The 20,521-nt window shown below is 47.3% G+C and carries 20 protein-coding genes, 1 tRNA gene, 1 other RNA gene and 2 pseudogenes; 15 read left to right on the forward strand and 9 right to left on the reverse strand.

Going from position 1 to position 20,521, the window contains the following annotated elements; translation table 11 throughout:
- Positions 1-179 precede the first annotated feature (179 nt).
- Positions 180-416, forward strand: coding sequence for an AcrVA2 family anti-CRISPR protein (locus FDX14_RS25825; protein WP_473709598.1), 237 nt, complete (start codon positions 180-182; stop codon positions 414-416).
- On the opposite strand, the gene FDX14_RS23635 is transcribed toward FDX14_RS25825, so the two are convergent.
- From FDX14_RS23635 to FDX14_RS23645, 3 genes are all read right to left on the reverse strand, one after another.
- Entirely contained in the window at positions 410-1,171 is a 762-nt protein-coding gene (locus FDX14_RS23635; RefSeq protein WP_137350368.1) for a lipoprotein YafT, read from the reverse strand. The two genes, FDX14_RS25825 and FDX14_RS23635, sit on opposite strands and share 7 nt — an antisense overlap.
- Before the next feature lie 444 nt (positions 1,172-1,615).
- Positions 1,616-1,753: non-coding RNA, RtT sRNA (locus FDX14_RS23640), on the reverse strand.
- Positions 1,754-1,985: 232 nt separating this feature from the next.
- Positions 1,986-2,073: transfer RNA gene (locus FDX14_RS23645), tRNA-Ser, on the reverse strand.
- A gap of 235 nt (positions 2,074-2,308) precedes the next feature.
- On the opposite strand from FDX14_RS23645, the gene ghrA reads away from it, so the two are divergent.
- The 4 genes from ghrA (at position 2,309) to FDX14_RS23670 (ending at position 5,233) form a co-directional block, all read left to right on the forward strand.
- On the forward strand, positions 2,309-3,247 hold the full coding sequence (gene ghrA, locus FDX14_RS23655) for a glyoxylate/hydroxypyruvate reductase GhrA (RefSeq protein WP_137350369.1): 939 nt from the start codon (positions 2,309-2,311) through the stop codon (positions 3,245-3,247).
- A gap of 86 nt (positions 3,248-3,333) precedes the next feature.
- Complete coding sequence (locus FDX14_RS23660; protein WP_042309259.1) at positions 3,334-4,071, forward strand: phosphatase; 738 nt, start codon at positions 3,334-3,336, stop codon at positions 4,069-4,071.
- Positions 4,072-4,094: 23 nt separating this feature from the next.
- On the forward strand, positions 4,095-4,649 hold the full coding sequence (locus FDX14_RS23665; protein ID WP_042309256.1) for a TorD/DmsD family molecular chaperone: 555 nt from the start codon (positions 4,095-4,097) through the stop codon (positions 4,647-4,649).
- Positions 4,650-4,750: 101 nt separating this feature from the next.
- Entirely contained in the window at positions 4,751-5,233 is a 483-nt protein-coding gene (locus FDX14_RS23670) for a DUF1097 domain-containing protein (protein WP_042309254.1), read from the forward strand.
- A 44-nt stretch (positions 5,234-5,277) separates the two neighbouring features.
- On the opposite strand, the gene csgG is transcribed toward FDX14_RS23670, so the two are convergent.
- Genes csgG through csgD form a run of 4 tightly spaced genes read right to left on the reverse strand, consistent with a single transcriptional unit; the run spans position 5,278 to position 7,623 of the window.
- Positions 5,278-6,111, reverse strand: a complete 834-nt coding sequence (gene csgG / locus FDX14_RS23675; protein WP_003036082.1) for a curli production assembly/transport protein CsgG — start codon at positions 6,109-6,111, stop codon at positions 5,278-5,280.
- A 25-nt stretch (positions 6,112-6,136) separates the two neighbouring features.
- Positions 6,137-6,550: a curli production assembly/transport protein CsgF gene (gene csgF / locus FDX14_RS23680; RefSeq protein ID WP_042309252.1), complete on the reverse strand. Its 414-nt coding sequence runs from the start codon at positions 6,548-6,550 to the stop codon at positions 6,137-6,139.
- 25 nt (positions 6,551-6,575) lie between these two features.
- Positions 6,576-6,968 (reverse strand): curli production assembly/transport protein CsgE, encoded by a 393-nt coding sequence (gene csgE / locus FDX14_RS23685; RefSeq protein ID WP_042309250.1) that lies wholly within the window; start codon positions 6,966-6,968, stop codon positions 6,576-6,578.
- A 4-nt stretch (positions 6,969-6,972) separates the two neighbouring features.
- Complete coding sequence (gene csgD / locus FDX14_RS23690; protein ID WP_042309248.1) at positions 6,973-7,623, reverse strand: biofilm master transcriptional regulator CsgD; 651 nt, start codon at positions 7,621-7,623, stop codon at positions 6,973-6,975.
- Between the two features lie 762 nt (positions 7,624-8,385).
- Here csgD and csgB point away from each other — a divergent pair.
- The 6 genes and pseudogenes from csgB to FDX14_RS23720 all read left to right on the forward strand — a co-directional run bounded on the left by csgB (position 8,386) and on the right by FDX14_RS23720 (position 12,257).
- On the forward strand, positions 8,386-8,841 hold the full coding sequence (gene csgB, locus FDX14_RS23695) for a curli minor subunit CsgB (RefSeq protein ID WP_079224689.1): 456 nt from the start codon (positions 8,386-8,388) through the stop codon (positions 8,839-8,841).
- Between the two features lie 40 nt (positions 8,842-8,881).
- Positions 8,882-9,331, forward strand: a complete 450-nt coding sequence (gene csgA / locus FDX14_RS23700; RefSeq protein WP_042309244.1) for a curli major subunit CsgA — start codon at positions 8,882-8,884, stop codon at positions 9,329-9,331.
- Positions 9,332-9,391: 60 nt separating this feature from the next.
- Complete coding sequence (gene csgC, locus FDX14_RS23705; protein ID WP_042309242.1) at positions 9,392-9,724, forward strand: curli assembly chaperone CsgC; 333 nt, start codon at positions 9,392-9,394, stop codon at positions 9,722-9,724.
- Positions 9,725-9,872: 148 nt separating this feature from the next.
- Positions 9,873-10,193 (forward strand): YmdA family protein, encoded by a 321-nt coding sequence (locus tag FDX14_RS25680; protein ID WP_137350370.1) that lies wholly within the window; start codon positions 9,873-9,875, stop codon positions 10,191-10,193.
- Between the two features lie 100 nt (positions 10,194-10,293).
- A pseudogene (gene ymdB / locus FDX14_RS23715) lies at positions 10,294-10,821 on the forward strand (O-acetyl-ADP-ribose deacetylase); the annotation flags it as partial.
- A pseudogene (locus FDX14_RS23720) lies at positions 10,769-12,257 on the forward strand (phospholipase D family protein). The pseudogenes ymdB and FDX14_RS23720, both read left to right, overlap by 53 nt.
- 20 nt (positions 12,258-12,277) lie before the next feature.
- On the opposite strand, the gene mdoC reads toward FDX14_RS23720, so the two are convergent.
- Complete coding sequence (gene mdoC, locus FDX14_RS23725) at positions 12,278-13,438, reverse strand: glucans biosynthesis protein MdoC (RefSeq protein ID WP_137350373.1); 1,161 nt, start codon at positions 13,436-13,438, stop codon at positions 12,278-12,280.
- A gap of 270 nt (positions 13,439-13,708) precedes the next feature.
- On the opposite strand from mdoC, the gene mdoG reads away from it, so the two are divergent.
- From mdoG to FDX14_RS23740, 3 genes are all read left to right on the forward strand, one after another.
- Positions 13,709-15,244, forward strand: coding sequence for a glucans biosynthesis protein MdoG (gene mdoG / locus FDX14_RS23730; RefSeq protein ID WP_137350383.1), 1,536 nt, complete (start codon positions 13,709-13,711; stop codon positions 15,242-15,244).
- The gene (gene mdoH, locus FDX14_RS23735; RefSeq protein ID WP_042309231.1) at positions 15,237-17,765 is read left to right on the forward strand and encodes a glucans biosynthesis glucosyltransferase MdoH; all 2,529 of its coding nucleotides are present in this window, start codon (positions 15,237-15,239) and stop codon (positions 17,763-17,765) included. The genes mdoG and mdoH overlap by 8 nt, the downstream gene beginning before the upstream one ends.
- A gap of 76 nt (positions 17,766-17,841) precedes the next feature.
- Complete coding sequence (locus FDX14_RS23740; protein ID WP_038639644.1) at positions 17,842-18,069, forward strand: YceK/YidQ family lipoprotein; 228 nt, start codon at positions 17,842-17,844, stop codon at positions 18,067-18,069.
- On the opposite strand, the gene FDX14_RS23745 is transcribed toward FDX14_RS23740, so the two are convergent.
- Positions 18,070-18,447 carry a MysB family protein gene (locus FDX14_RS23745; protein ID WP_038643106.1) on the reverse strand — a complete coding sequence of 126 codons (378 nt, stop codon included), beginning with the start codon at positions 18,445-18,447 and terminating at the stop codon, positions 18,070-18,072.
- A gap of 689 nt (positions 18,448-19,136) precedes the next feature.
- Here FDX14_RS23745 and FDX14_RS23750 point away from each other — a divergent pair.
- Positions 19,137-20,468 (forward strand): sensor domain-containing diguanylate cyclase, encoded by a 1,332-nt coding sequence (locus FDX14_RS23750; protein ID WP_079226180.1) that lies wholly within the window; start codon positions 19,137-19,139, stop codon positions 20,466-20,468.
- Positions 20,469-20,521 lie beyond the last annotated feature (53 nt).

Genomic DNA, 20,521 nt, shown 5'->3' on the forward strand with positions numbered 1-20,521 from the left:
GGTGTCTGGAAATATAGGGGCAAATCCATTCTGATGGCGGTATCTGGAGAACATCACATATCGGATCCTGCGGGGATTGCTGATACTTTTTATAAATGCTATCCGGATGCTGTCAGTGGAATTGAAAATGTCCGCTTAATGAAGGGGAAAGAAATTCCTGACTGGCGGTAAATCAGGGTATGGCTGATAATAAGAAACGTCTTTGCCTGTTACTTAACAGTCAGAGCGGAATTGATATCGCAGGAGTCAGTTCCATTAACGGGCGGCAGGTCAGGGCCCATTTGCGTCGCGGGCAATGGCACGGTTTCTGGTCCGGAAAAAGAGATGGGTTAGAGGACAGGATATTTTCATACCGCTGGCTGCCGCCACAGGTAATTGGCGGCAGACAACGTAAAGGTGTGGCATCTGGTTACTGATAGCGATTTACCATATCCTTAACCACCGCAGCGAATGTTTTTTGCTTTAACTGAACTATTTGCTGGTCTGTCACTGATGTTTTTCCGGCTAGCGGCTGAAGGGTATTGTATTCATAGTTGACCGGAGACCAGGTCGCCCATTCTCCGGTTGCCACATCTACCAGAGCGAAACGCACCAGGTAACGCAGCGAGTCTGTACTGGACAATTTTTCGTTTCGATAATCTGACCAGACCAGGGTTTTGGTTGTGGTGTCATATTTACCTGACTGTAGTGTGTCCCAGTATACGATGACTACCTTTTGTTGTCCTTTTGCCGCAATATAGCGTAGTGCTTGCATATAGTTCATATTTTCGCTGGTGGCGGCTTCCCCTTCCTCATTTTTTACCTTATTACAGGAAATCGCTTTTTGCCGGTCCGGGATACCTGAAAATGTCGATATCCGGTAATACCGACTCATTTCCTGTTGCATAACCATCTCTGGAGCGCGGTTGCCGGACTGGACCAGGATGACAGCGGAGTTCAGCGGTACGCTGAATTTCTCACCTTCCAGTGCGGCCTGGATATCTTCTTCTGAAACGGCAAGTGTGGTCTCGTTGCCAAAGATATCTTTATCTGTTAACTGGTTGGAAGCATTTTTACTGATGCCACTCTCCTTTATGGAAACATCCTTTTTCTTTGCGTCAATTGGGGAGCGAACACAGCCACTCAATAAAAATATTGCTGCGCATAAATATATTATTGAACAGGTTTTCATATATTTTCCTGGAATGTATGATGGGAATTCATGTACTTATAAAACTCCGATTGTTATTATATCCTGTTATTGATAAATTCAGGAGGATTGTTTTTATATTCATAGGTCATATAAAATGATCTTATTTAATATTTATTGTTTATCTTTGATGTGTTTTGGGATAATTCTATTACCCGATTTTTATTTGTCTGTGGTGTTCTTGTGTGTATTAACTAACGACGATGTTGAGTTCCTCTGGAAGATAAAACAGGAGAATGTGATATGAGTTTTCTTCCTTATCATAGTAACAATTCCGTCATGCCTGCCTGGGTAACGATTGATGAAACCGTTAATAGTATAAAAAGAAAGCAAATGACGGAATTTCAGACAGTGAGATATGGCGTTATGCGCTATATGGGAACCCAGCGTCGCACTGTGGAGTGCGTACGAGCTCTTCTTAAAATATAGCGGTGAGGGGGGGGATTGACTCGCTTCGCTCGCCCTGCGGGTAGATTCCTCGCGGGCTCGTCATCTGTCCAGCTGGCTGCGCCAGCAGTCGAACCCCGGTCGGGGCTTCTCATCCCCCCCCCGCAGGCGTGCAATATGCGAAAAAAAAGCCCGTACTTGCGTACGAGCTCTTCTTAAAATATGGCGGTGAGGGGGGGGGATTGACTCGCTTTGCTCGCCCCTTCGGGGCAGCCCGTTCGCGACGCTCCCAGTCTGTCCAGCTGGCTGCGCCAGTTGTCGAACACAGGTCGGGGCTTCTCATCCCCCCGCAGGTGTGCAATATGCGAAAAAAAAAGCCCGTACTTGCGTACGAGCTCTTCTTAAAATATGGCGGTGAGGCGGGGATTCGAACCCCGGATACGTTGCCGTATACACACTTTCCAGGCGTGCTCCTTCAGCCACTCGGACACCTCACCATATTGTTGTTCCTGTGCTACCGGAACGGGCGCTAATTTAGGGAAATACCGCCCCGACGTCAATCAACTTTTTGAAAAAAGCGTGCATTTACACAAACTTCAAACAATCTGGAGCTTAAATAAGCGGGAATTGTTTTTTTTGCCAGCACCCTAAAATTTGCTACTCTGAGGTTCCCTCGAAAAATGATGATAATAAGTGCGAGAAAGTTCCGCATAGCAATGCTCAGGAGAAAAGATGGACATAATTTTTTATCACCCAACATTCGATACAAGCTGGTGGATTAATGCGCTGGCAAAAGCAATACCAGGCGCGAACGTCCGTGAGTGGAAAGCGGGTGATAATGCGCATGCTGACTATGCGCTGGTTTGGCATCCGCCGGTTGAAATGCTCGCGGGGCGAAAATTAAAAGCCGTATTTGCACTGGGTGCGGGCGTCGATTCCATTCTCAGTAAACTAAACGCTCACCCGGAGATGTTGGATACCTCGATCCCGCTTTTTCGTCTGGAAGATACGGGTATGGGCCTGCAAATGCAGGAATATGCGGTAAGTCAGGTGCTGCACTGGTTTCGTCGCTTTGATGATTACCAGGCATTAAAAAACCAGGCGAAATGGCAACCTTTACCAGAGTATACCCGCGATGAGTTCACCATCGGGATTATGGGGGCTGGGGTTTTAGGTGCGAAAGTTGCCGAGAGTTTACAGTCATGGGGGTTCCCGCTGCGCTGCTGGAGTCGTACGCGTAAATCCTGGCCTGGCGTGGAAAGCTTTGCTGGTACCGAAGAGCTGGGCGCGTTTTTGAGCCAAACTCGCGTGCTTATCAACCTTCTACCCAATACGGCAGAAACCGTGGGCATCATTAACGCAGGTTTACTCAGCCAGTTACAGGATGGCGCTTATGTGCTGAACCTGGCGCGCGGCGTTCATCTCAAAGAAGACGATCTTCTGGCATCGCTGGACAGCGGCAAGGTGAAAGGCGCCATGCTGGATGTCTATAGCCGTGAACCGCTGCCGGAAACCAGCCCGCTATGGAAACATCCGCGAGTGGCGATGACACCGCACATCGCCGCTGTTACCCGTCCGGCGGAAGCGGTGGATTATATCTCCCGTACGATTTTGAGTCTGGAAAGTGGCAAAGCCGTTACGGGTCAGGTCGATCGCGTACGGGGGTACTAATGCTAACCCGGCAAGTGCCGGGTTTCCGCTAATAAATGGCGGCGATACCTGCTATCCTTGACGGAAAATGACTACAGGAGAGAGTTATGTATCCCGTTGACCTGCATATGCATACCGTCGCCAGCACCCACGCCTACAGCACCTTAAGTGATTACATCGCTGAAGCCCGTCGCAAAGGCATCAAGCTGTTTGCCATTACCGATCATGGACCGGACATGGCGGATGCGCCTCACCACTGGCACTTTATTAATATGCGCATTTGGCCTCGAATCGTGGACGGCGTAGGGATCCTGCGCGGAATTGAAGCGAATATTAAAAATATTGAAGGTGAAATTGACTGCTCAGGTCCGATGTTTACTTCCCTGGATTTGATTATCGCAGGCTTTCATGAGCCGGTTTTCGCTCCACACGATAAAGACACGAATACGCAGGCGATGATAGCCACCATGGCCAGTGGCAACGTACACATTATCAGCCATCCCGGGAATCCGAAATATCCCGTCGATATCACTGCGATTGCTCAGGCCGCGGCAAAATATCAGGTTGCGTTGGAAATCAACAACTCTTCGTTTTTGCATTCACGTAAGGGCAGTGAGGACAATTGCCGCGCGGTTGCTGCGGCTGTGCGTGATGCCGGCGGCTGGGTCGCGTTAGGGTCAGATTCACATACCGCTTTCACCTTAGGAGATTTCGGTGAATGCCGTAAAATTCTGGATGATGTGAATTTCCCGGAAGACCGAATTTTAAACGTTACGCCAAAACGCCTGCTGACGTTTCTGGAATCGCGAGGCATGGAGCCGATCGCGGAATTTGCTGAACTGTAATTGTTACTAACTGGAATATATCAATGAATGAGTTTTCTATCCTGTGTCGTGTACTGGGCTCGCTGTTTTACCGCCAACCTCAGGACCCTATACTGGTTCCTCTGTTTACCCTGATTAGCGAAGGTAAACTTTCCGCCAACTGGCCGCTGGAACAGGACGAACTGTTGGCTCGTCTGCAGAAGAGTTGCGATATGCCTCAGTTGGCTGCGGATTACAACGCGTTATTTGTGGGAGACGATTGTGCGGTGCCGCCTTATCGTAGCGCCTGGGTAGAAGGGGCGAAAGAATCGGATGTGCGTGCATTCCTTTCTGCCCGGGGAATGCCGCTGGCAGATACGCCGGCAGATCATATTGGCACGCTGTTGCTGGCGGCTTCATGGCTTGAAGATCAGTCTGCGGAAGATGAAAGCGAAGCGCTTGAAACCTTGTTTGTGGACTACCTGTTACCCTGGTGCGGCACGTTTCTGGGGAAAGTTGAAGCGCATGCGAATACCCCATTCTGGCGTACTATAGCGCCTCTGACGCGCGATGCGATTGGTGCGATGTGGGACGAATTGCAGGAAGATACAGACGAATAAATGTGATTTTAATCACATTAAACTGCAACTCAATTTATCAACTTGCATAAATTGTGTGCGCGATCGCATTCCCATGCCGTTTTTCTGCTAAGATGCGCGGCATGAATATACTTCTCTCAATTGCAATCACAACGGGCATTCTCTCCGGGATCTGGGGATGGGTGGCCGTTTCTCTCGGTTTACTCAGCTGGGCTGGTTTTCTGGGCTGCACAGCCTACTTTGCCTGTCCGCAAGGTGGGTTGAAAGGGCTGTGGATCTCGGCGTGTACGCTGCTAAGCGGTGTTGTGTGGGCGTTGGTGATTATTAACGGCAGTGCGCTTGCCCCACATATGGATATTGTTGGCTATGTCATGACGGGAATTGTCGCGTTTATGATGTGTATACAGGCAAAGCAATGGTTGCTTTCATTTGTGCCGGGCACATTTATTGGTGCTTGTGCAACGTTTGCAGGGCAGGGAGACTGGCGACTGGTCGTGCCATCTTTGGCGTTGGGCCTGGTATTCGGCTATGCGATGAAAAATAGCGGATTGTGGCTGGCGTCACGCCGTGAAAGTCGGATATCGCCGACGTTGACCAATAAATAAAAAGCGTGAGGATCCCCTCACGCTTTTTATGCCGTAACGATCTATCAGGATTCTGGCGGTACCGACATATGGCGGTATTTAACCAGGATGTCATTATCAACTTGTTTCTTATCCTGCAAATCCCACAATCCGCGATCTATCCCGTCATTAATCAGGAAGATAACGCCGGTTTCAATTGCTGACATCAGGCAAAGCATAACCGGTTCGTTAGAGGTATAACCAATTTCACCCTCCAACAGACGCTGGTAGTCAATGAAGCGGAACACCCCAGCCTGCACTTCATAAGACAGAATGGTTTTGCTGGTATTCACCGATGAGAGGATTTCACCGGTACTGACGTTAACCACGCGCAGGTTTACCGCTATCTGGTCAAGCTGGTATTGCGTATCGGCGCCAATACCGAAATAGCGCGCGCCGACTCCCCCTGATTTAACGTTGCTTTCATAACCGATAATTGACCCTTCCACCATGACGTTTGCAGCGGTCAGGGACTGGAGTGGGATCCGGTTATTAATGGCAACCGTACCGTTTTCCTGAGCCGCGCGAATGATTTTTCGTTCGTTAAGCAAGTTCTGTAACCCCTGACGTTCCAGCGGGACGAACCAACGAGAATCTTTCAATGCGGTGACTAGCATAGCCGTGGCGCTTTGCGGAACGGCGGTAGAGAAGTTACTTGCCGGGTAAGGTTTAAACTGGCCAGTCTCATCCTGAATGTTGTATACCGACACAAATATCTTACCTGTAGGCATAGGTAGATGCGTCAAATCTTTATAGCTTTGGGCTCGGGGCATTAACGTCGGCTTAGCGGCCTCTTGAGGCGGGGCGGTTAAGCATCCGCTGAGTAAAATTACTGCCACCATGATAAGTAAGCGCTGCATGATTTTTTCCTTTCGTGGCTATAATTTAGAAATCGGTTGACTGATTTTGCAAACCCGAAACTTCAATAGTCGACGTTTTCCCTGTTTTCCTGTCCGTGACATTCAATTGCAGTTGCCCATCCCGGTTGGCGATATCAATGATAAAATCATTGGTTACCATCCTCCCCGGTTTACCGGTATTGATATTAGTGAGTAAACCACCGAGTATTTGCGACTGAATAGCTTGAGTAAAATTATCCAGTGCTGATGGGACTTCAACCCCGAAATCATCACCACTCGGATCTTTATACGAGTTCTGCGCCTGGGCGCTATTTAATAAAAAAGAACCGTTGTTTGGATTGCCACCAAAGTTTGGGTTGCGGAACTGGAACGTCATGTTTCCGGCCCAACTTAATGGTGAAATTAGCATGAGCAAAACCACTGCATGTTTGACACGCATGAAAGCCTCCGGACAAAATCATGTTTTAGAATTCATCACGCGCTAAATCGCTTGTGCTTAATAGTGTTTGATCTATTTGCCGGCGATTTAATGCTTCCTCAGTTTCTGCCAATGCGAAGACCACTATTTTGTCGAAGTCTCTTTTCGTCGGGAATAAAAAGGTCTGGAAGATAACGTCCTGATTGACCGTTATAGTAATCCAACTTCCCCAACGTGCACTGGGCCTTTCATTAATGGTTAAGTTTCCTGTGTACTCGCTTTCCCACTTGTCACTAAAGGCCCTATAAAAATCATGGCCAATGGAAGAGACCGTGTGGTCAGTCAATAGTCCGGGAACCTCCACTTCTACAGCCGCGTGTAGATTCCCGGCAGCAAGGACTAAATTTGCTGCCACAATCCAGGTCAAATAGCGTTTCATGGCTTTATCGCCTGAGGTTATCATTGGCCCACGAAACCGCCTGCGTACGATTTTTGACAGCTATCTTTTTGAAAAGGTTATAAAGATGTGTTTTCACCGTATTTTCACTGATAAATAGTGAGCGCGCGATTTCAATATTTGAGGCACCGATACGTAATTTATTAAGGATCTCTTTTTCACGGTGAGTCAGTAATGCCGACTCCGTGCTGTTGTAACGATAGTTACCGGAATGTGTGATCAGGTAGCTGGCGAGCTTTTGCGAAAAGTAGCATTCGCCGCGCAGCACACCTTGCAAGCCGCTGACTACACGTTGTTCATCTTCGGTTGCGTAAAATACACCATTGATATGCGGCCAGTTTTCAATATCCCGATAGGGATAATCATCTGGGGTATTCAACAATAAAGTCTTTATATTGTTGTTTTTTCTGCTCAAATTATCTTGCCAGTAATGGATCAGTTTTTTATCTGCCTCCATCATATCCATTAAAACAATGCAGCTGGAGGAAATATCATCCAGAGATCGTTGAATATTATGCAATTTTCCGGTTAGCGCCAGTGATTGCTTTAAGTGCTGTAATAACGCAGTTGCCTGCAGCGAAGGTTTAGTGATCAACAATAATGTATGACCATGAATACTATGGACTTCATTAAACATGATGAAACTCCACTTTTTTTAGTCGCACACCTGACAGCTGTCTCTACTAAAATAGAGGCACCAGAAGTACTGACAGATGTTGCACTGCTGTGTAGAAATAAAATATCGACCCAACGGGGTAAAAATATCAAAATAAATGGACTTCAACTGTTTTCAATCTAGCTATTACAAATCTTAAAGCAAGTGTTAAACATGTTACATAATGTAAATTTATATATTAAAATGTGATTTTGGGGTTTTAATTGAGTTTAGATTTGATAGTAAAGTTGTACATTTTAGGCTTATTGCATAGATTTAAAAAATCATACAAATTATAATATCTCATTGATTTAAAATAAAAAAAATTAAAATTTTTCGGCTTTGAATTCCTGATGAATTCAGGTTGTCTCGCCTGAGTTTAAGTTGGACAATTTTAGATTGAAAAAAATGACGCTTGTCACGACTTGTACCGATGTCTATCGCAGCACGATGCTACGAAGCCCGGAAATGGAGGGGGATGCGCTTTTTCTGCCTCTGCATAGAAATTCACTCTTAAGGCTTTAAAAGAAATTAAATTCAAGGCGGTAACGGTATTGTTTGTTGTTAATTAATACTTTGGGGTGAATCCAAATATAAAAATACCACTGGCGGGTGAGTTATTTAAAATGTTTCAGCGGACATACTCTTCATCGTAACGTGGCGTTAACAAATGTAAGTCATGTTAACAACAATTTGAGTGGTAACTAATTTAACTTCATGTACGACCAGGTCCAGGGTGACAACATGAAAAACAAGTTGTTATTTATGATGTTTACAATACTGGGTGTGCCTGGGATTGCATCCGCAGCAAGTTATGATTTAGCTAATTCAGAATATAACTTTGCGGTAAATGAATTAAGTAAGTCTTCATTTAATCAGGCAGCCATTATTGGTCAGGTCGGCACTGCGAACAGTGCAAATATTCGTCAGGGCGGCTCGAAGCTACTGTCGGTCATTTCGCAAGAAGGTTCTGGTAACCGGGCGAAAACAGACCAGACGGGATCATATAACTTTGCATATATTGATCAGGTGGGTAGTTCCAATGACGCGAGTATTAAACAAGGTTCTTATGGTAATACAGCGGTAATTATCCAGAAAGGCTCTGGTAATAAAGCAAATATTACCCAGTATGGTACACAAAAAACAGCAGTTGTGGTGCAGAGACAGTCGCATATGGCAATTCGCGTAACTCAACGCTAATCCATTAACGACTTTTAAATCAATCCGATGGGGGTTTACCATGAAACTTTTAAAAGTGGCAGCATTCGCAGCAATCGTAGTTTCTGGCAGTGCTCTGGCTGGTGTTGTTCCGCAATGGGGCGGCAATCATCATGGCGGCGGTAATAACTATGGCCCAGATTCTTCAATGAGCATCTACCAATATGGGACAGGCAACGTAGCGAATGCTCTGCAAAGTGATGCGCGTAAATCAGATGTCACCATCACACAACACGGGCGTGGAAACGGGGCTGTTGTAGGTCAAGGTGCTGATGACAGTACCATTAACCTGAAACAGACCGGCTTCCAGAACAGCGCCACTATCGATCAGTGGAATGCAAAAAATGCTGATATTAGCGTGACCCAGTTCGGTGGCCGTAACGGTGCGTTGGTTAATCAGACCGCTTCTGATTCCAATGTGCTGATTCGTCAAGTTGGCTTTGGCAACAACGCCACAGCTAACCAACACTAATTCAGTTTTCTGACTGATAATAAACAGGGCGTGAGCCCTGTTTTTTTTCGGGAGAATATGATGCATACATTATTACTCATTGCCGCGCTGGCAAATCAAATAACATTCAATACGACCCAGCAAGGCGATATGTACACCATTATTCCACAGGTGACGTTAACTCAACCCTGCGTATGTGAGGTACAAGTTCTTGCCGTCCGTAAGGGGGAGGGGGGACAAAGCCAATCGCAGCAGAAAACAAGCCTTTCGGTCCCCGCTAATCGGCCGATTGAACTAACTAAACTGAGCTTTAATATTTCACCTGGGGATTCGGTCAAAATTATCGTTACCGTTTCGGATGGGCAGTCTCTGCATCTGTCACAACAATGGCCTGACTCAACCAGTCAGCCATAATTTTTGCTGTATTTGCATTAAGGGTGTGGCTGGGAATGCGGTGCTGTTCTATGAATATAGAAACGTACAACGTTTTATTTGATCGTAGCTCGCAGCGGTGAAGGATCATTCAGATCCCTCAAGGATGACTAATCATTGAGGAACCCTTATGTGTACATTTTTTAAACGTATTTTTATCGCCAGTTTTTGTACGTTATCTTTTTTTACTCTCCCCGCAGTGGCACAGCAAATCTCGTCCGGAGGGGTTATTCATTTTCGCGGAGCAATAGTTGAAGCGCCCTGCGACGTTAGCACTCGACAACAACAGATCGAATTGTCTTGTATACGTAATGGCTCTACCCGTAATACCCTCTACAACCATCAACAGGTCACGACAGCCCCTCAGAATGTGCAGCAAATTGCCACTGTGAAAATGCATTACCTCAATGAACAGAAAAACATGGCGATTCTGAACATTGAATATAAATGAACCATTCTGGCTTAGACATGCAAACTTGTGGTTAAAAAGTGAGATTTCAAGGAAATCCCTGCTGTACACTTGATGAATCGTGTTTTGTCAGGGGGAATTTATGCATTCACGCGTGCATGTGTTACACGGCGATATTACGACGATCGCTGTTGATGTGATCGTCAACGCGGCGAATTCATCGCTACTGGGAGGTGGTGGTGTTGATGGCGCAATCCATCGCGCCGCCGGACCCGCATTGCTGGAAGCCTGCAAACAGGTTATCCAGCAACAGGGAGAATGCCCGACCGGGCATGCCGTTATCACGCTGGCGGGGGCACTTCCTGCAAAAGCGGTTATTCACACCGTAGGACCCGTCTGGCAAGGTGGAGAGCATCATGAGGCTGAACGTCTCGAAGAGGCCTATCGGAATACGCTGCAACTGGCCCTGGCCAATGGGTATCAATCCATTTCATTTCCGGCAATCAGTACCGGAGCCTACGGCTATCCCCGCGCAGCAGCGGCAGAAATAGCGGTAAACACGGTGTTGAAATTTATTACCCGTCGTACGCTTCCTGATCAAATATACTTTGTTTGTTTTGACGAAGAAAACGCTCAACTCTACAAGAGACTACTTGCCCAGCAAGGTGACAATAACGGACTGATATGACACGACTTGAGCGGGCTATCACGCCACTTTGCGCTAACCACCCTGGAGACTGTGGCATTCTTACGTTGGATGACAGCCTGGATGCCTTTGCTGCTCGTTATCGGCTGACAGAAATGGCGGAACGTACACTGGATGTGCAGTACTACATCTGGGAGAACGATATGTCCGGGCTATTGCTGTTTTCTGTCCTGTTGGCGGCGGCGAAACGTGGAGTGAAGGTCCGCTTGCTGTTGGATGACAACAACACGCCGGGTCTTGATGACACGCTGCGGCTACTGGACAGCCATCCTAATATACAAGTTCGTCTGTTTAATCCCTTTTCCTTTCGTATCCTGCGCGCCCTCGGCTATTTGACCGATTTTGCCCGGCTTAATCGGCGTATGCACAATAAAAGTTATACCGCTGACGGTGTGGTGACCATCGTGGGCGGGCGTAATATTGGTGATGCCTATTTTGGGGCGGGTGAGCAACCGCTGTTTTCCGATCTGGACGTCATGGCTATTGGGCCAGTTGTCAAAGATGTTGCGGATGATTTTGAGCGTTACTGGCACTGCCGTTCTGTTTCAACGTTACAAAACGTACTTGAGATGTCGGAGTCAGATTCCTTGCAGCGTATCGAACTGCCTGAATCCTGGTATAACGATGATATTACTCGCCGCTATCTGCACAAGCTGGAGACCAGCCAGTTTATGACCAGTCTTGATCAACAGTCGCTGCCGCTGATTTGGGCGAAAACGCGTTTGCTGAGTGATGATCCAGCCAAAGGTGAAGGGAAAGCGCCGCGCCATTCGTTATTACCGCAGCGTTTGTTTGATGTGATGGGGTCGCCTGGCGAGCGAATTGATATTATTTCCGCCTACTTTGTGCCAACTCGCGCCGGGGTAGCACAGCTTTTGAGAATGGTAAGGAAAGGCGTCAAGATTGCTATTTTAACCAATTCGCTGGCGGCGAATGATGTGGCTATTGTTCATGCGGGCTATGCGCGATGGCGAAAGAAACTGCTGCGCTACGGCGTAGAATTATACGAACTTAAACCTACCCGCGAACACGTTTCAGTGGTCCACGACCGCGGATTAACCGGTAATTCAGGGTCCAGCCTGCATGCAAAAACCTTCAGTATTGACGGCCGAAAAGTATTTATCGGCTCGCTTAATTTTGATCCCCGTTCAACGCTGCTTAATACGGAAATGGGGTTTGTGATTGAGAGTGAAGTGCTGGCTGAAGTGATCCATAAACGTTTTATGCAGAGCCAGCGTGACATGGCCTGGCAACTACGCCTCGACCGCTGGGGCAGAATTAATTGGGTGGATCGCGCTTCCGGCAGCGAACAGGTACTGAAAAAAGAACCCGCCACAGGATTCTGGAAGCGGGTTCTGGTGAAGCTTGCATCTGTGTTACCCATTGAGTGGCTGCTCTGAACCACGTAATGAGAGAAAAATTAACCGGCCACAGCTTTATTTTTATCTTGCTTAACGGGCGGTTTACCCGAGAAGAGAAACTTCAGCACCGGTATGCGTAAATGGATTTCGTACAGTATCACCGCAATCCCGACCACAAACAGCAGGCCGCAGAAAAAGCCCAGCAGATTCGATGAGATATGCGGTGTGATATACGCGCCAAAAAGCAGCGTCAAAGGGTGGTGCACTAAATAGATAAACAGCGACGCGTTGACAAAATAGGTTACGCGGGCCGACTGGAAATTCAGCAAACGGTGGCCAAGTGAAAAGACGACGTTCACCATCCACAGTCCCATGACCATGGTGATGACATATTCGGTTTCATACATCCACGCGTCGCCATTGCCATAACGTTGATTGAGCAGGTAGGCGACAAACGCCAATGCGGCGCCTATCGTACAGCCGCGCGATGGCGTGGTGAACAGCGCTTTCAGAGTAGGATTGATAAACGCCAGTGCGCCGAGCATAAAGAAAGGCACATAGAACAGCGTCTGCATAACAATAAAATTAAACATGCCATCGCTGAGAATTGAAGGGTAGAGGATGAAAATCGCCCTCCTGACGGCGGCATAACCGACACCCAATAAAATAAAAATCAGCGTTAATTTGCTCATCGACACAGAAGAGGGGTTCGCACCTTCGCTACGCATTGTCTTATTTTTCATCTGGGTAAATACCCACATGCTTACGGTCGTTAAAACTACCAGAACCAGTAAAAACCACAGATGGGAAATAAGCTCCCAGGCCAGCGTGTTGTACTTTTCGTACCCGCTGAGAGTATGCCAGCTGTCTGCTTTGCCCTTCACGTATTGCAGCATGATAAATTGCGGCAGCGTCAGCAATGGAATCGCCGTCAGCATGGGGATTCCCACGCGTTCTACACGTACCTTCCACCACCGCTTTAGCGGATAGCGCAAAAATAACATGTACGAAAAGTAACCCGAAATAACAAAGAAGACCTGCATGCGAAACGCATGGATAAAATCGTTAAAAAGGGTCAACCACCACGACGGCTCTGCGCTGTTCACGTGCCAGGTATGGGTGGAATAGATCAGAGAAATATGGAAGGGGATCCCTAACAACATTAGCCAGGCACGGATGGAGTCAAGAAAATATTCACGTGGTGGTGATACAGAGCTCATAGACAGTTACGTATTCTCAGACTTTTCGTCTTATCCCTAAGACGAATAATGGTTACATTCGAGGCCAACCCTACACGAAGTCCAACAACCTGTCTCCAGGATAAGCACGCAAAGTGAAAACAGCAGACAAAGCTGCTTAAAGCATGAGCCAGCGCGCGAACAATACAGGGATTCAGTTGTCGGAATGCCCGATTATCCATTAAAATGGATCGGATCAATATAAGCACACAAAGGGGGAAGTGCTTACTAATTATGAAACATAAACTACAAATGATGAAAATGCGTTGGTTGGGTGCAGCAGTCATGTTAACGCTGTACACATCATCGAGCTGGGCGTTCAGCATTGATGATGTTGCAAAACAAGCTCAATCCTTAGCCGGTAAAGGCTATGAGGCGCCAAAAAGTAACTTGCCCTCCGTTTTCCGCGACATGAAATATGCGGATTATCAGCAGATCCAGTTTAATCGCGATAAAGCCTACTGGAGCAATCTCAAGACCCCATTTAAGCTCGAATTCTACCACCAGGGTATGTACTTCGACACGCCGGTCAAAATCAACGAAGTTACCGCCACTGCGGTGAAAAGAATCAAATATAGCCCGGATTACTTTAATTTTGGCGATGTTCAGCATGATAAAGACACGGTAAAAGATCTCGGTTTCGCCGGGTTCAAGGTGCTGTATCCGATCAACAGCAAAGATAAAAACGATGAAATCGTCAGCATGCTCGGTGCCAGCTATTTCCGTGTTCTCGGCGCAGGCCAGGTCTACGGTCTTTCTGCGCGCGGTCTCGCGATCGATACCGCTCTGCCTTCTGGTGAAGAATTTCCCCGCTTCCGTGAGTTTTGGATCGAACGTCCGAAACCGACTGACAAACGTTTAACCATCTACGCCTTGCTGGATTCTCCGCGCGCAACCGGAGCGTATCGCTTTGTCATTATTCCGGGGCGCGACACGGTTGTTGATGTTCAGTCCAAAGTTTACCTGCGCGACAAAGTGGGCAAGCTGGGCGTGGCGCCGTTAACCAGTATGTTCCTGTTCGGCCCAAACCAGCCATCTCCGGCAACGAACTATCGTCCGGAACTGCATGACTCTAATGGTTTGTCTATTCACGCTGGCAACGGCGAGTGGATTTGGCGTCCGCTGAACAACCCGAAACATCTCGCGGTGAGCAGCTTTACCATGGAAAACCCGCAAGGTTTCGGTCTGTTGCAGCGTGGTCGTCAGTTCTCGCGTTTTGAAGATATTGACGATCGTTACGACCTGCGTCCGAGCGCCTGGATCACGCCAAAAGGTGACTGGGGCAAAGGTAAGATTGAGTTAGTTGAAATTCCGACTAACGATGAAACGAACGATAATATCGTCGCGTACTGGACGCCGGATCAACTGCCTGAAGCGGGCAAAGAGATGAACTTCAAGTACTCCCTGACGTTCACGCGTGATGAAGACAAGCTTCATGCGCCGGAAAATGCCTGGGTACAGCAGACTCGTCGTTCTACGGGTGATGTTAAACAATCCAATCTGATTCGTCAGCCAGACGGTACTATCGCGTTTGTGGTGGATTTTACCGGCGCAGACATGAAAAAGCTGCCGCAGGATACCCCGGTTACCGCACAAACCAGCATTGGCGACAACGGCGAGATCGTTGAAAACACCGTGCGTTACAACCCGGTCACTAAAGGTTGGCGTTTGATGCTGCGCGTGAAGGTGAAAGACGTGAAGAAAACCACTGAAATGCGAGCAGCTCTGGTCAATGCCGATCAGACGTTGAGTGAAACCTGGAGCTACCAGTTACCTGCCAATGAATAAGACAACTGAGTATATTGACGCAATGCCGCTTTCGGATATCGAAAAAGCGGCACTGCCGAAAACTGACATCCGCGCCGTTCATCAGGCGCTGGATGCCGAGCATCGTACTTACTCGCGCGAAGATGATTCACCGCAGGGTTCAGTGAAAGCTCGCCTTGAGCAAGCATGGCCAGATTCTCTGGCGAAAGAACAGTTGGTTAAGGACGATGAAGGACGCGATCAGCTTCAGGCGATGCCAAAAGCAACGCGTACTTCGATGTTCCCCGATCCCTGGCGTACCAACCCGGTTGGTCGTTTTTGGGATCGTCTGCGTGGACGTGATGTGACTCCGCGTTATCTTTCGCGTTTGACGAAAGAAGAACAAGAGAGCGAGCAAAAATGGCGTACCGTTGGCACAATCCGCCGCTATACGCTGTTGATCTTAACGCTGGCGCAAACGGTCGTAGCAACCTGGTATATGAAGACAATCCTTCCGTACCAGGGTTGGGCATTCATAAATCCGGTCGACATGATGGGGCAGGACCTGTGGGTGTCCTTTATGCAACTGCTGCCCTACATGCTACAGACCGGCATTCTGATTTTGTTTGCCGTACTTTTCTGTTGGGTCTCTGCGGGGTTCTGGACCGCGCTGATGGGCTTCCTGCAACTGCTGATTGGGCGAGATAAGTACAGTATCTCCGCCTCAACGGTAGGGGATGAACCACTGAATCCTGAACACCGTACCGCACTGATTATGCCTATCTGTAACGAGGACGTTGACCGCGTATTCGCGGGGCTGCGCGCCACGTGGGAGTCGGTTAAAGCAACGGGCAACGCTGAGCATTTTGATGTTTACATCCTGAGCGACAGCTACAACCCAGATATCTGCGTAGCGGAACAAAAAGCGTGGATGGAACTGATTGCTGAAGTGCAGGGCGAAGGGCAGATTTTCTACCGTCGTCGTCGTCGTCGTGTGAAGCGCAAAAGCGGGAACATCGATGACTTCTGCCGCCGTTGGGGGAATCAGTACAGCTATATGGTAGTGCTCGACGCTGACTCCGTGATGAGCGGAGACTGTCTCAGCGGTCTGGTACGTCTGATGGAAGCAAATCCGAACGCCGGGATTATCCAGTCTTCGCCGAAGGCTTCCGGTATGGATACGCTGTATGCGCGTTGCCAGCAGTTCGCGACCCGTGTTTATGGCCCGTTGTTTACCGCCGGGCTTCACTTCTGGCAGTTGGGTGAATCGCACTACTGGGGTCATAACGCCATCATTCGCGTGAAGCCGTTTATTGAACACTGTGCGCTGGCGCCGTTACCAGGTGAAGGCTCATTTGCCGGTTCGATCCTCTCCCATGACTTCGTGGAAGCGGCATTAATGCGTCGTGCCGGCTGGGGCGTGTGGATCGCTTACGATCTGCCGGGTTCTTATGAAGAGCTGCCGCCAAACCTGTTGGATGAACTCAAGCGTGACCGTCGCTGGTGCCACGGTAACCTGATGAACTTCCGTCTGTTCCTGGTCAAGGGGATGCACCCGGTTCACCGCGCGGTGTTCCTGACCGGCGTTATGTCCTATCTGTCAGCGCCGTTATGGTTCATGTTCCTCGCGCTGTCTACCGCCTTGCAGGTAGTCCATGCGTTGACGGAGCCGCAGTATTTCCTGCAACCGCGGCAGCTATTCCCGGTATGGCCGCAATGGCGACCTGAACTGGCGATCGCGCTGTTTGCCTCCACCATGGTGCTGCTGTTCCTGCCGAAGCTGCTGAGCATTTTGCTTATCTGGTGTAAAGGGACGAAAGAGTACGGTGGATTTATTCGCGTCACGCTGTCGCTGCTGCTGGAGGTTCTGTTCTCTGTGCTGCTGGCGCCGGTGCGTATGCTGTTCCATACCGTTTTCGTGGTGAGCGCATTCCTCGGTTGGGAAGTGGTGTGGAATTCGCCGCAGCGTGATGACGATTCAACCCCGTGGGGGGAAGCGTTTATGCGTCACGGTTCTCAGCTACTGCTGGGGCTGGTGTGGGCTGTGGGTATGGCCTGGCTGGATCTGCGTTTTCTGTTCTGGCTGGCGCCGATTGTCTTCTCGCTGATCCTCTCGCCGTTTGTTTCCGTAATTTCCAGTCGTTCTACGGTTGGGTTACGAACCAAACGTTGGAAGCTGTTCCTGATCCCGGAAGAGTACTCTCCGCCACAGGTGTTGGTGGATACAGATAATTACCTGGTGATGAACCGTAATCGTACGCTGGACGACGGCTTTATGCATGCGGTGTTTAACCCGTCGTTTAACGCGCTGGCGACGGCAATGGCGACTGCGCGCCACCGCGCCAGTAACGTTCTTGAGATTGCACGCGACCGTCATGTGGAGCAGGCGCTGAACGAAACGCCGGAGAAACTGAATCGCGATCGTCGCCTTGTGCTGTTAAGCGATCCGGTGACCATGGCGCGTTTACATTATCGCGTCTGGAATTCACCTGATAAGTATTCTTCGTGGGTGAATTACTATCAGGGTCTGACCCTGAATCCGTTAGCGCTCAGGAAAAAATAAGCGTTCTGTAATGTGAAAATACCGGCCTGGTGCCGGTATTTTTTTATACTTAATAAAAAGAGTCATGGGGTACCAGATGCGAATAGTGGCAGTGGCGATAATGGTCTTGTTCCTGAGCGGATGCGGCAGCATTATTAGCCGGACCATCCCAGGACAAGGGCACGGCAACCAATACTATCCAGGCGTACAGTGGGATGTCCGGGATTCCGCATGGCGCTACGTCACCATCCTCGACCTGCCGTTTTCGCTGGTGTTTGATACGCTGCTGTTACCGCTCGACATTCACCATGGACCTTACGAGTAATTATCGCTCATCCCATTCATCGGCTGCGGTCTGACCCTCTTCGGTATCAAGGGGAGGCTCCAGCTGAAATTCACCTTCGTCCCATTCGTGAAGCGTGTTTTCTTCCTGCCACTCCTGACGAATTTCAATCTCATCATAATCACCATCAAAAACGCTTTGCGCCGCTTCACCGCTTAGCATTGGCAGACATTCACCATCGACATCATCCTCATCGGCAAAGAATTCTGCTTGCCACATAATGTCGCCATCCTGTAGCACGTATTTTTGTACGCTTAGCTGCTGAACACTGGCATCGTCAGCCTCCAGCCCCGGGTTATCTGCCAGAAACACTTCACGAGCAGCATCAATAGCCTCTTCCAGCGTGGCATAAAAATACATGTCATTCTTTGCCATAATCTTCTCCTAAGGTGAACAATAAATGGTGATGATTCAATCTATAGACCTCGATCCGCGGAGCGTCAAACCCATTGACTGCAGAGCTAACCCAAATGAATGCCAGCCGTTGGTAGCGACGACAAGGTTTTATGATGACGTCTTCGATTGGTATGGAAAAATTTACAATGCGAGATACTGAAGTTGGCGTAATGGACGACCGCGAATTTGAGAAAAAAAGGTAATGTGTGTGGTTAGCTGTGGCGTAATGAAAATCAAATAAATAAACGATACTGTTATATAAATGAATCTTCAGATTTAATACGTATTTATTCGAGTTTTTGATTGTGCCAATGCCCATTGTTCTGATGAGAGGATGTCTAACCTTATTAAAATAAAGGAAAAAATATTTATTAATGTGAAAAAATCACAGAGGTAATTATTGAGGGGTACTGAACTCAAGAAGCGTAAAAGTAATGACTAAGTATCCGCCATGTGCAACATCTGTTAATGGCGTGAGGCGTTTTAAAAAAAGATACTTAATAATAGATGATTAATACCGGGTGTTATAAATGGATAAAAAATCATTAAATAATAAATGAATAAATATCACTGAAGTTGTACGGCTATATAGATTGCAAATGCTTATGCTTTATTATATAAAATGCCAACTCAAGAATACTCCTAAGGATGTTATGGAAAACAGTAATTCAAATAACAGGAAGTTGATGGCGTTCTATATAACTTGCTTAATCAGCTATATTCTTGGTGGGTTATGTCTTACGCAGTTTAAATTAACAATACAGAGCGTTCCGCAAACAATATATTTGATTATCATAGTAGGCTTGTTCTTTTTATATGGAATTATTTTCCTTTTTATGTTGTTTCAGTATTTATGCAGGAAAGATCTAACGTGTCTTATGATCTTAGGCATGGCGTTTCTTAGCAATAATATTTTCTTTGTGGAAACTATTTATATCGTTCAGGATTTAATTAATGATCACACTTCGATAGAAAAAAGAACTAACGATATCGCTATATTCTATTATTTTCGCCAACTTAGTTTTATTGCCTTGTTATTTGTATCCTTGAAATCTTATAAAGCATCTTCGACAGTAATTGAAACTAAAGAAAGAGAACCATGCTATATAGCGGTAGCGTTTTTAATAATGTTGGCTATCGCTGTACTGGCGCATAGCCTGGCCAGTTATAATCCGGGCATGACCCTTGAGATTACGAGCTTAAAACCCGACAACGTAACCGTACACTGGCATATTGGCTACATTTATTCACTGATTGTTGCCTGGGGGATGGTTCTGCTATATTTGGTCATTAAAACTAAAACACATAATATTTTATGGAAAAGTATCGGCTTACTGTGTTGCTCAGGAATATTAACTAATGTACTGCTATTAAGCTTAGATGAATATAGTATGTATATTTGGTATATCAGCAGAGGGATTGAGGTGATCAGTACCCTTTGTATAATATCGATATTAATGTATAACACTTTTATTATTCTAAAAAAAGAAACGGATTCGGCTATCAAAGATGCCATGACCAAAATATACAACCGAAAGCTGTTCTATAGATCGTTAAAAACATCGCTAGCGAAAGGCGTGGTTTGCGTAATGGTCCTGGATATCGACAAATTTAAACGAATTAACGATACCTATGGGCATCAGGAGGGGGATCGGGTAATAATAAGTATTGTTGATATAATCAACAAGTCAATTAGAGACTCGGATATCTTTGCACGCATTGGCGGTGAAGAGTTTGCTATTCTTCTTAAGTGCAAGGATAAAGATGAAGTTCTTGTCGTTGCAGAACGAATCAGAAGAAATGTTGAGCATGGAACGACCATACCCAATGCCTATGATTTAAAAGAAAAGATGACGATCAGCATCGGTGTATATTGTAGCAAAGCTGATGATGATTCGGCGGATAAAGTTGTTTCTTATGCCGATGCTGCGTTGTATGACGCCAAAAACTCTGGCAGGAATAAGGTGTGTTACTATTATCATTAAAAGTAAAATGAATACTGCCTGAAAACGCAAAGTTTACTCTTCGGATTCAGGCA

Source organism: Citrobacter sp. wls710 (genome assembly GCF_005281115.1).
GTDB classification, from domain to species: Bacteria; Pseudomonadota; Gammaproteobacteria; order Enterobacterales; family Enterobacteriaceae; genus Citrobacter; species Citrobacter werkmanii.

Bases quoted from the DNA above. Each gene is read 5' to 3' on its own strand.
- FDX14_RS25825 (WP_473709598.1), top strand. From the start codon at position 180: ATGGCTGATAATAAGAAACGTCTTTGCCTGTTACTTAACAGTCAGAGC.
- FDX14_RS23635 (WP_137350368.1), bottom strand. From the start codon at position 1,171: ATGAAAACCTGTTCAATAATATATTTATGCGCAGCAATATTTTTATTG.
- ghrA (WP_137350369.1), top strand. From the start codon at position 2,309: ATGGACATAATTTTTTATCACCCAACATTCGATACAAGCTGGTGGATT.
- FDX14_RS23660 (WP_042309259.1), top strand. From the start codon at position 3,334: ATGTATCCCGTTGACCTGCATATGCATACCGTCGCCAGCACCCACGCC.
- FDX14_RS23665 (WP_042309256.1), top strand. From the start codon at position 4,095: ATGAATGAGTTTTCTATCCTGTGTCGTGTACTGGGCTCGCTGTTTTAC.
- FDX14_RS23670 (WP_042309254.1), top strand. From the start codon at position 4,751: ATGAATATACTTCTCTCAATTGCAATCACAACGGGCATTCTCTCCGGG.
- csgG (WP_003036082.1), bottom strand. From the start codon at position 6,111: ATGCAGCGCTTACTTATCATGGTGGCAGTAATTTTACTCAGCGGATGC.
- csgF (WP_042309252.1), bottom strand. From the start codon at position 6,550: ATGCGTGTCAAACATGCAGTGGTTTTGCTCATGCTAATTTCACCATTA.
- csgE (WP_042309250.1), bottom strand. From the start codon at position 6,968: ATGAAACGCTATTTGACCTGGATTGTGGCAGCAAATTTAGTCCTTGCT.
- csgD (WP_042309248.1), bottom strand. From the start codon at position 7,623: ATGTTTAATGAAGTCCATAGTATTCATGGTCATACATTATTGTTGATC.
- csgB (WP_079224689.1), top strand. From the start codon at position 8,386: ATGAAAAACAAGTTGTTATTTATGATGTTTACAATACTGGGTGTGCCT.
- csgA (WP_042309244.1), top strand. From the start codon at position 8,882: ATGAAACTTTTAAAAGTGGCAGCATTCGCAGCAATCGTAGTTTCTGGC.
- csgC (WP_042309242.1), top strand. From the start codon at position 9,392: ATGCATACATTATTACTCATTGCCGCGCTGGCAAATCAAATAACATTC.
- FDX14_RS25680 (WP_137350370.1), top strand. From the start codon at position 9,873: ATGTGTACATTTTTTAAACGTATTTTTATCGCCAGTTTTTGTACGTTA.
- mdoC (WP_137350373.1), bottom strand. From the start codon at position 13,438: ATGAGCTCTGTATCACCACCACGTGAATATTTTCTTGACTCCATCCGT.
- mdoG (WP_137350383.1), top strand. From the start codon at position 13,709: ATGATGAAAATGCGTTGGTTGGGTGCAGCAGTCATGTTAACGCTGTAC.
- mdoH (WP_042309231.1), top strand. From the start codon at position 15,237: ATGAATAAGACAACTGAGTATATTGACGCAATGCCGCTTTCGGATATC.
- FDX14_RS23740 (WP_038639644.1), top strand. From the start codon at position 17,842: ATGCGAATAGTGGCAGTGGCGATAATGGTCTTGTTCCTGAGCGGATGC.
- FDX14_RS23745 (WP_038643106.1), bottom strand. From the start codon at position 18,447: ATGTATTTTTATGCCACGCTGGAAGAGGCTATTGATGCTGCTCGTGAA.
- FDX14_RS23750 (WP_079226180.1), top strand. From the start codon at position 19,137: ATGGAAAACAGTAATTCAAATAACAGGAAGTTGATGGCGTTCTATATA.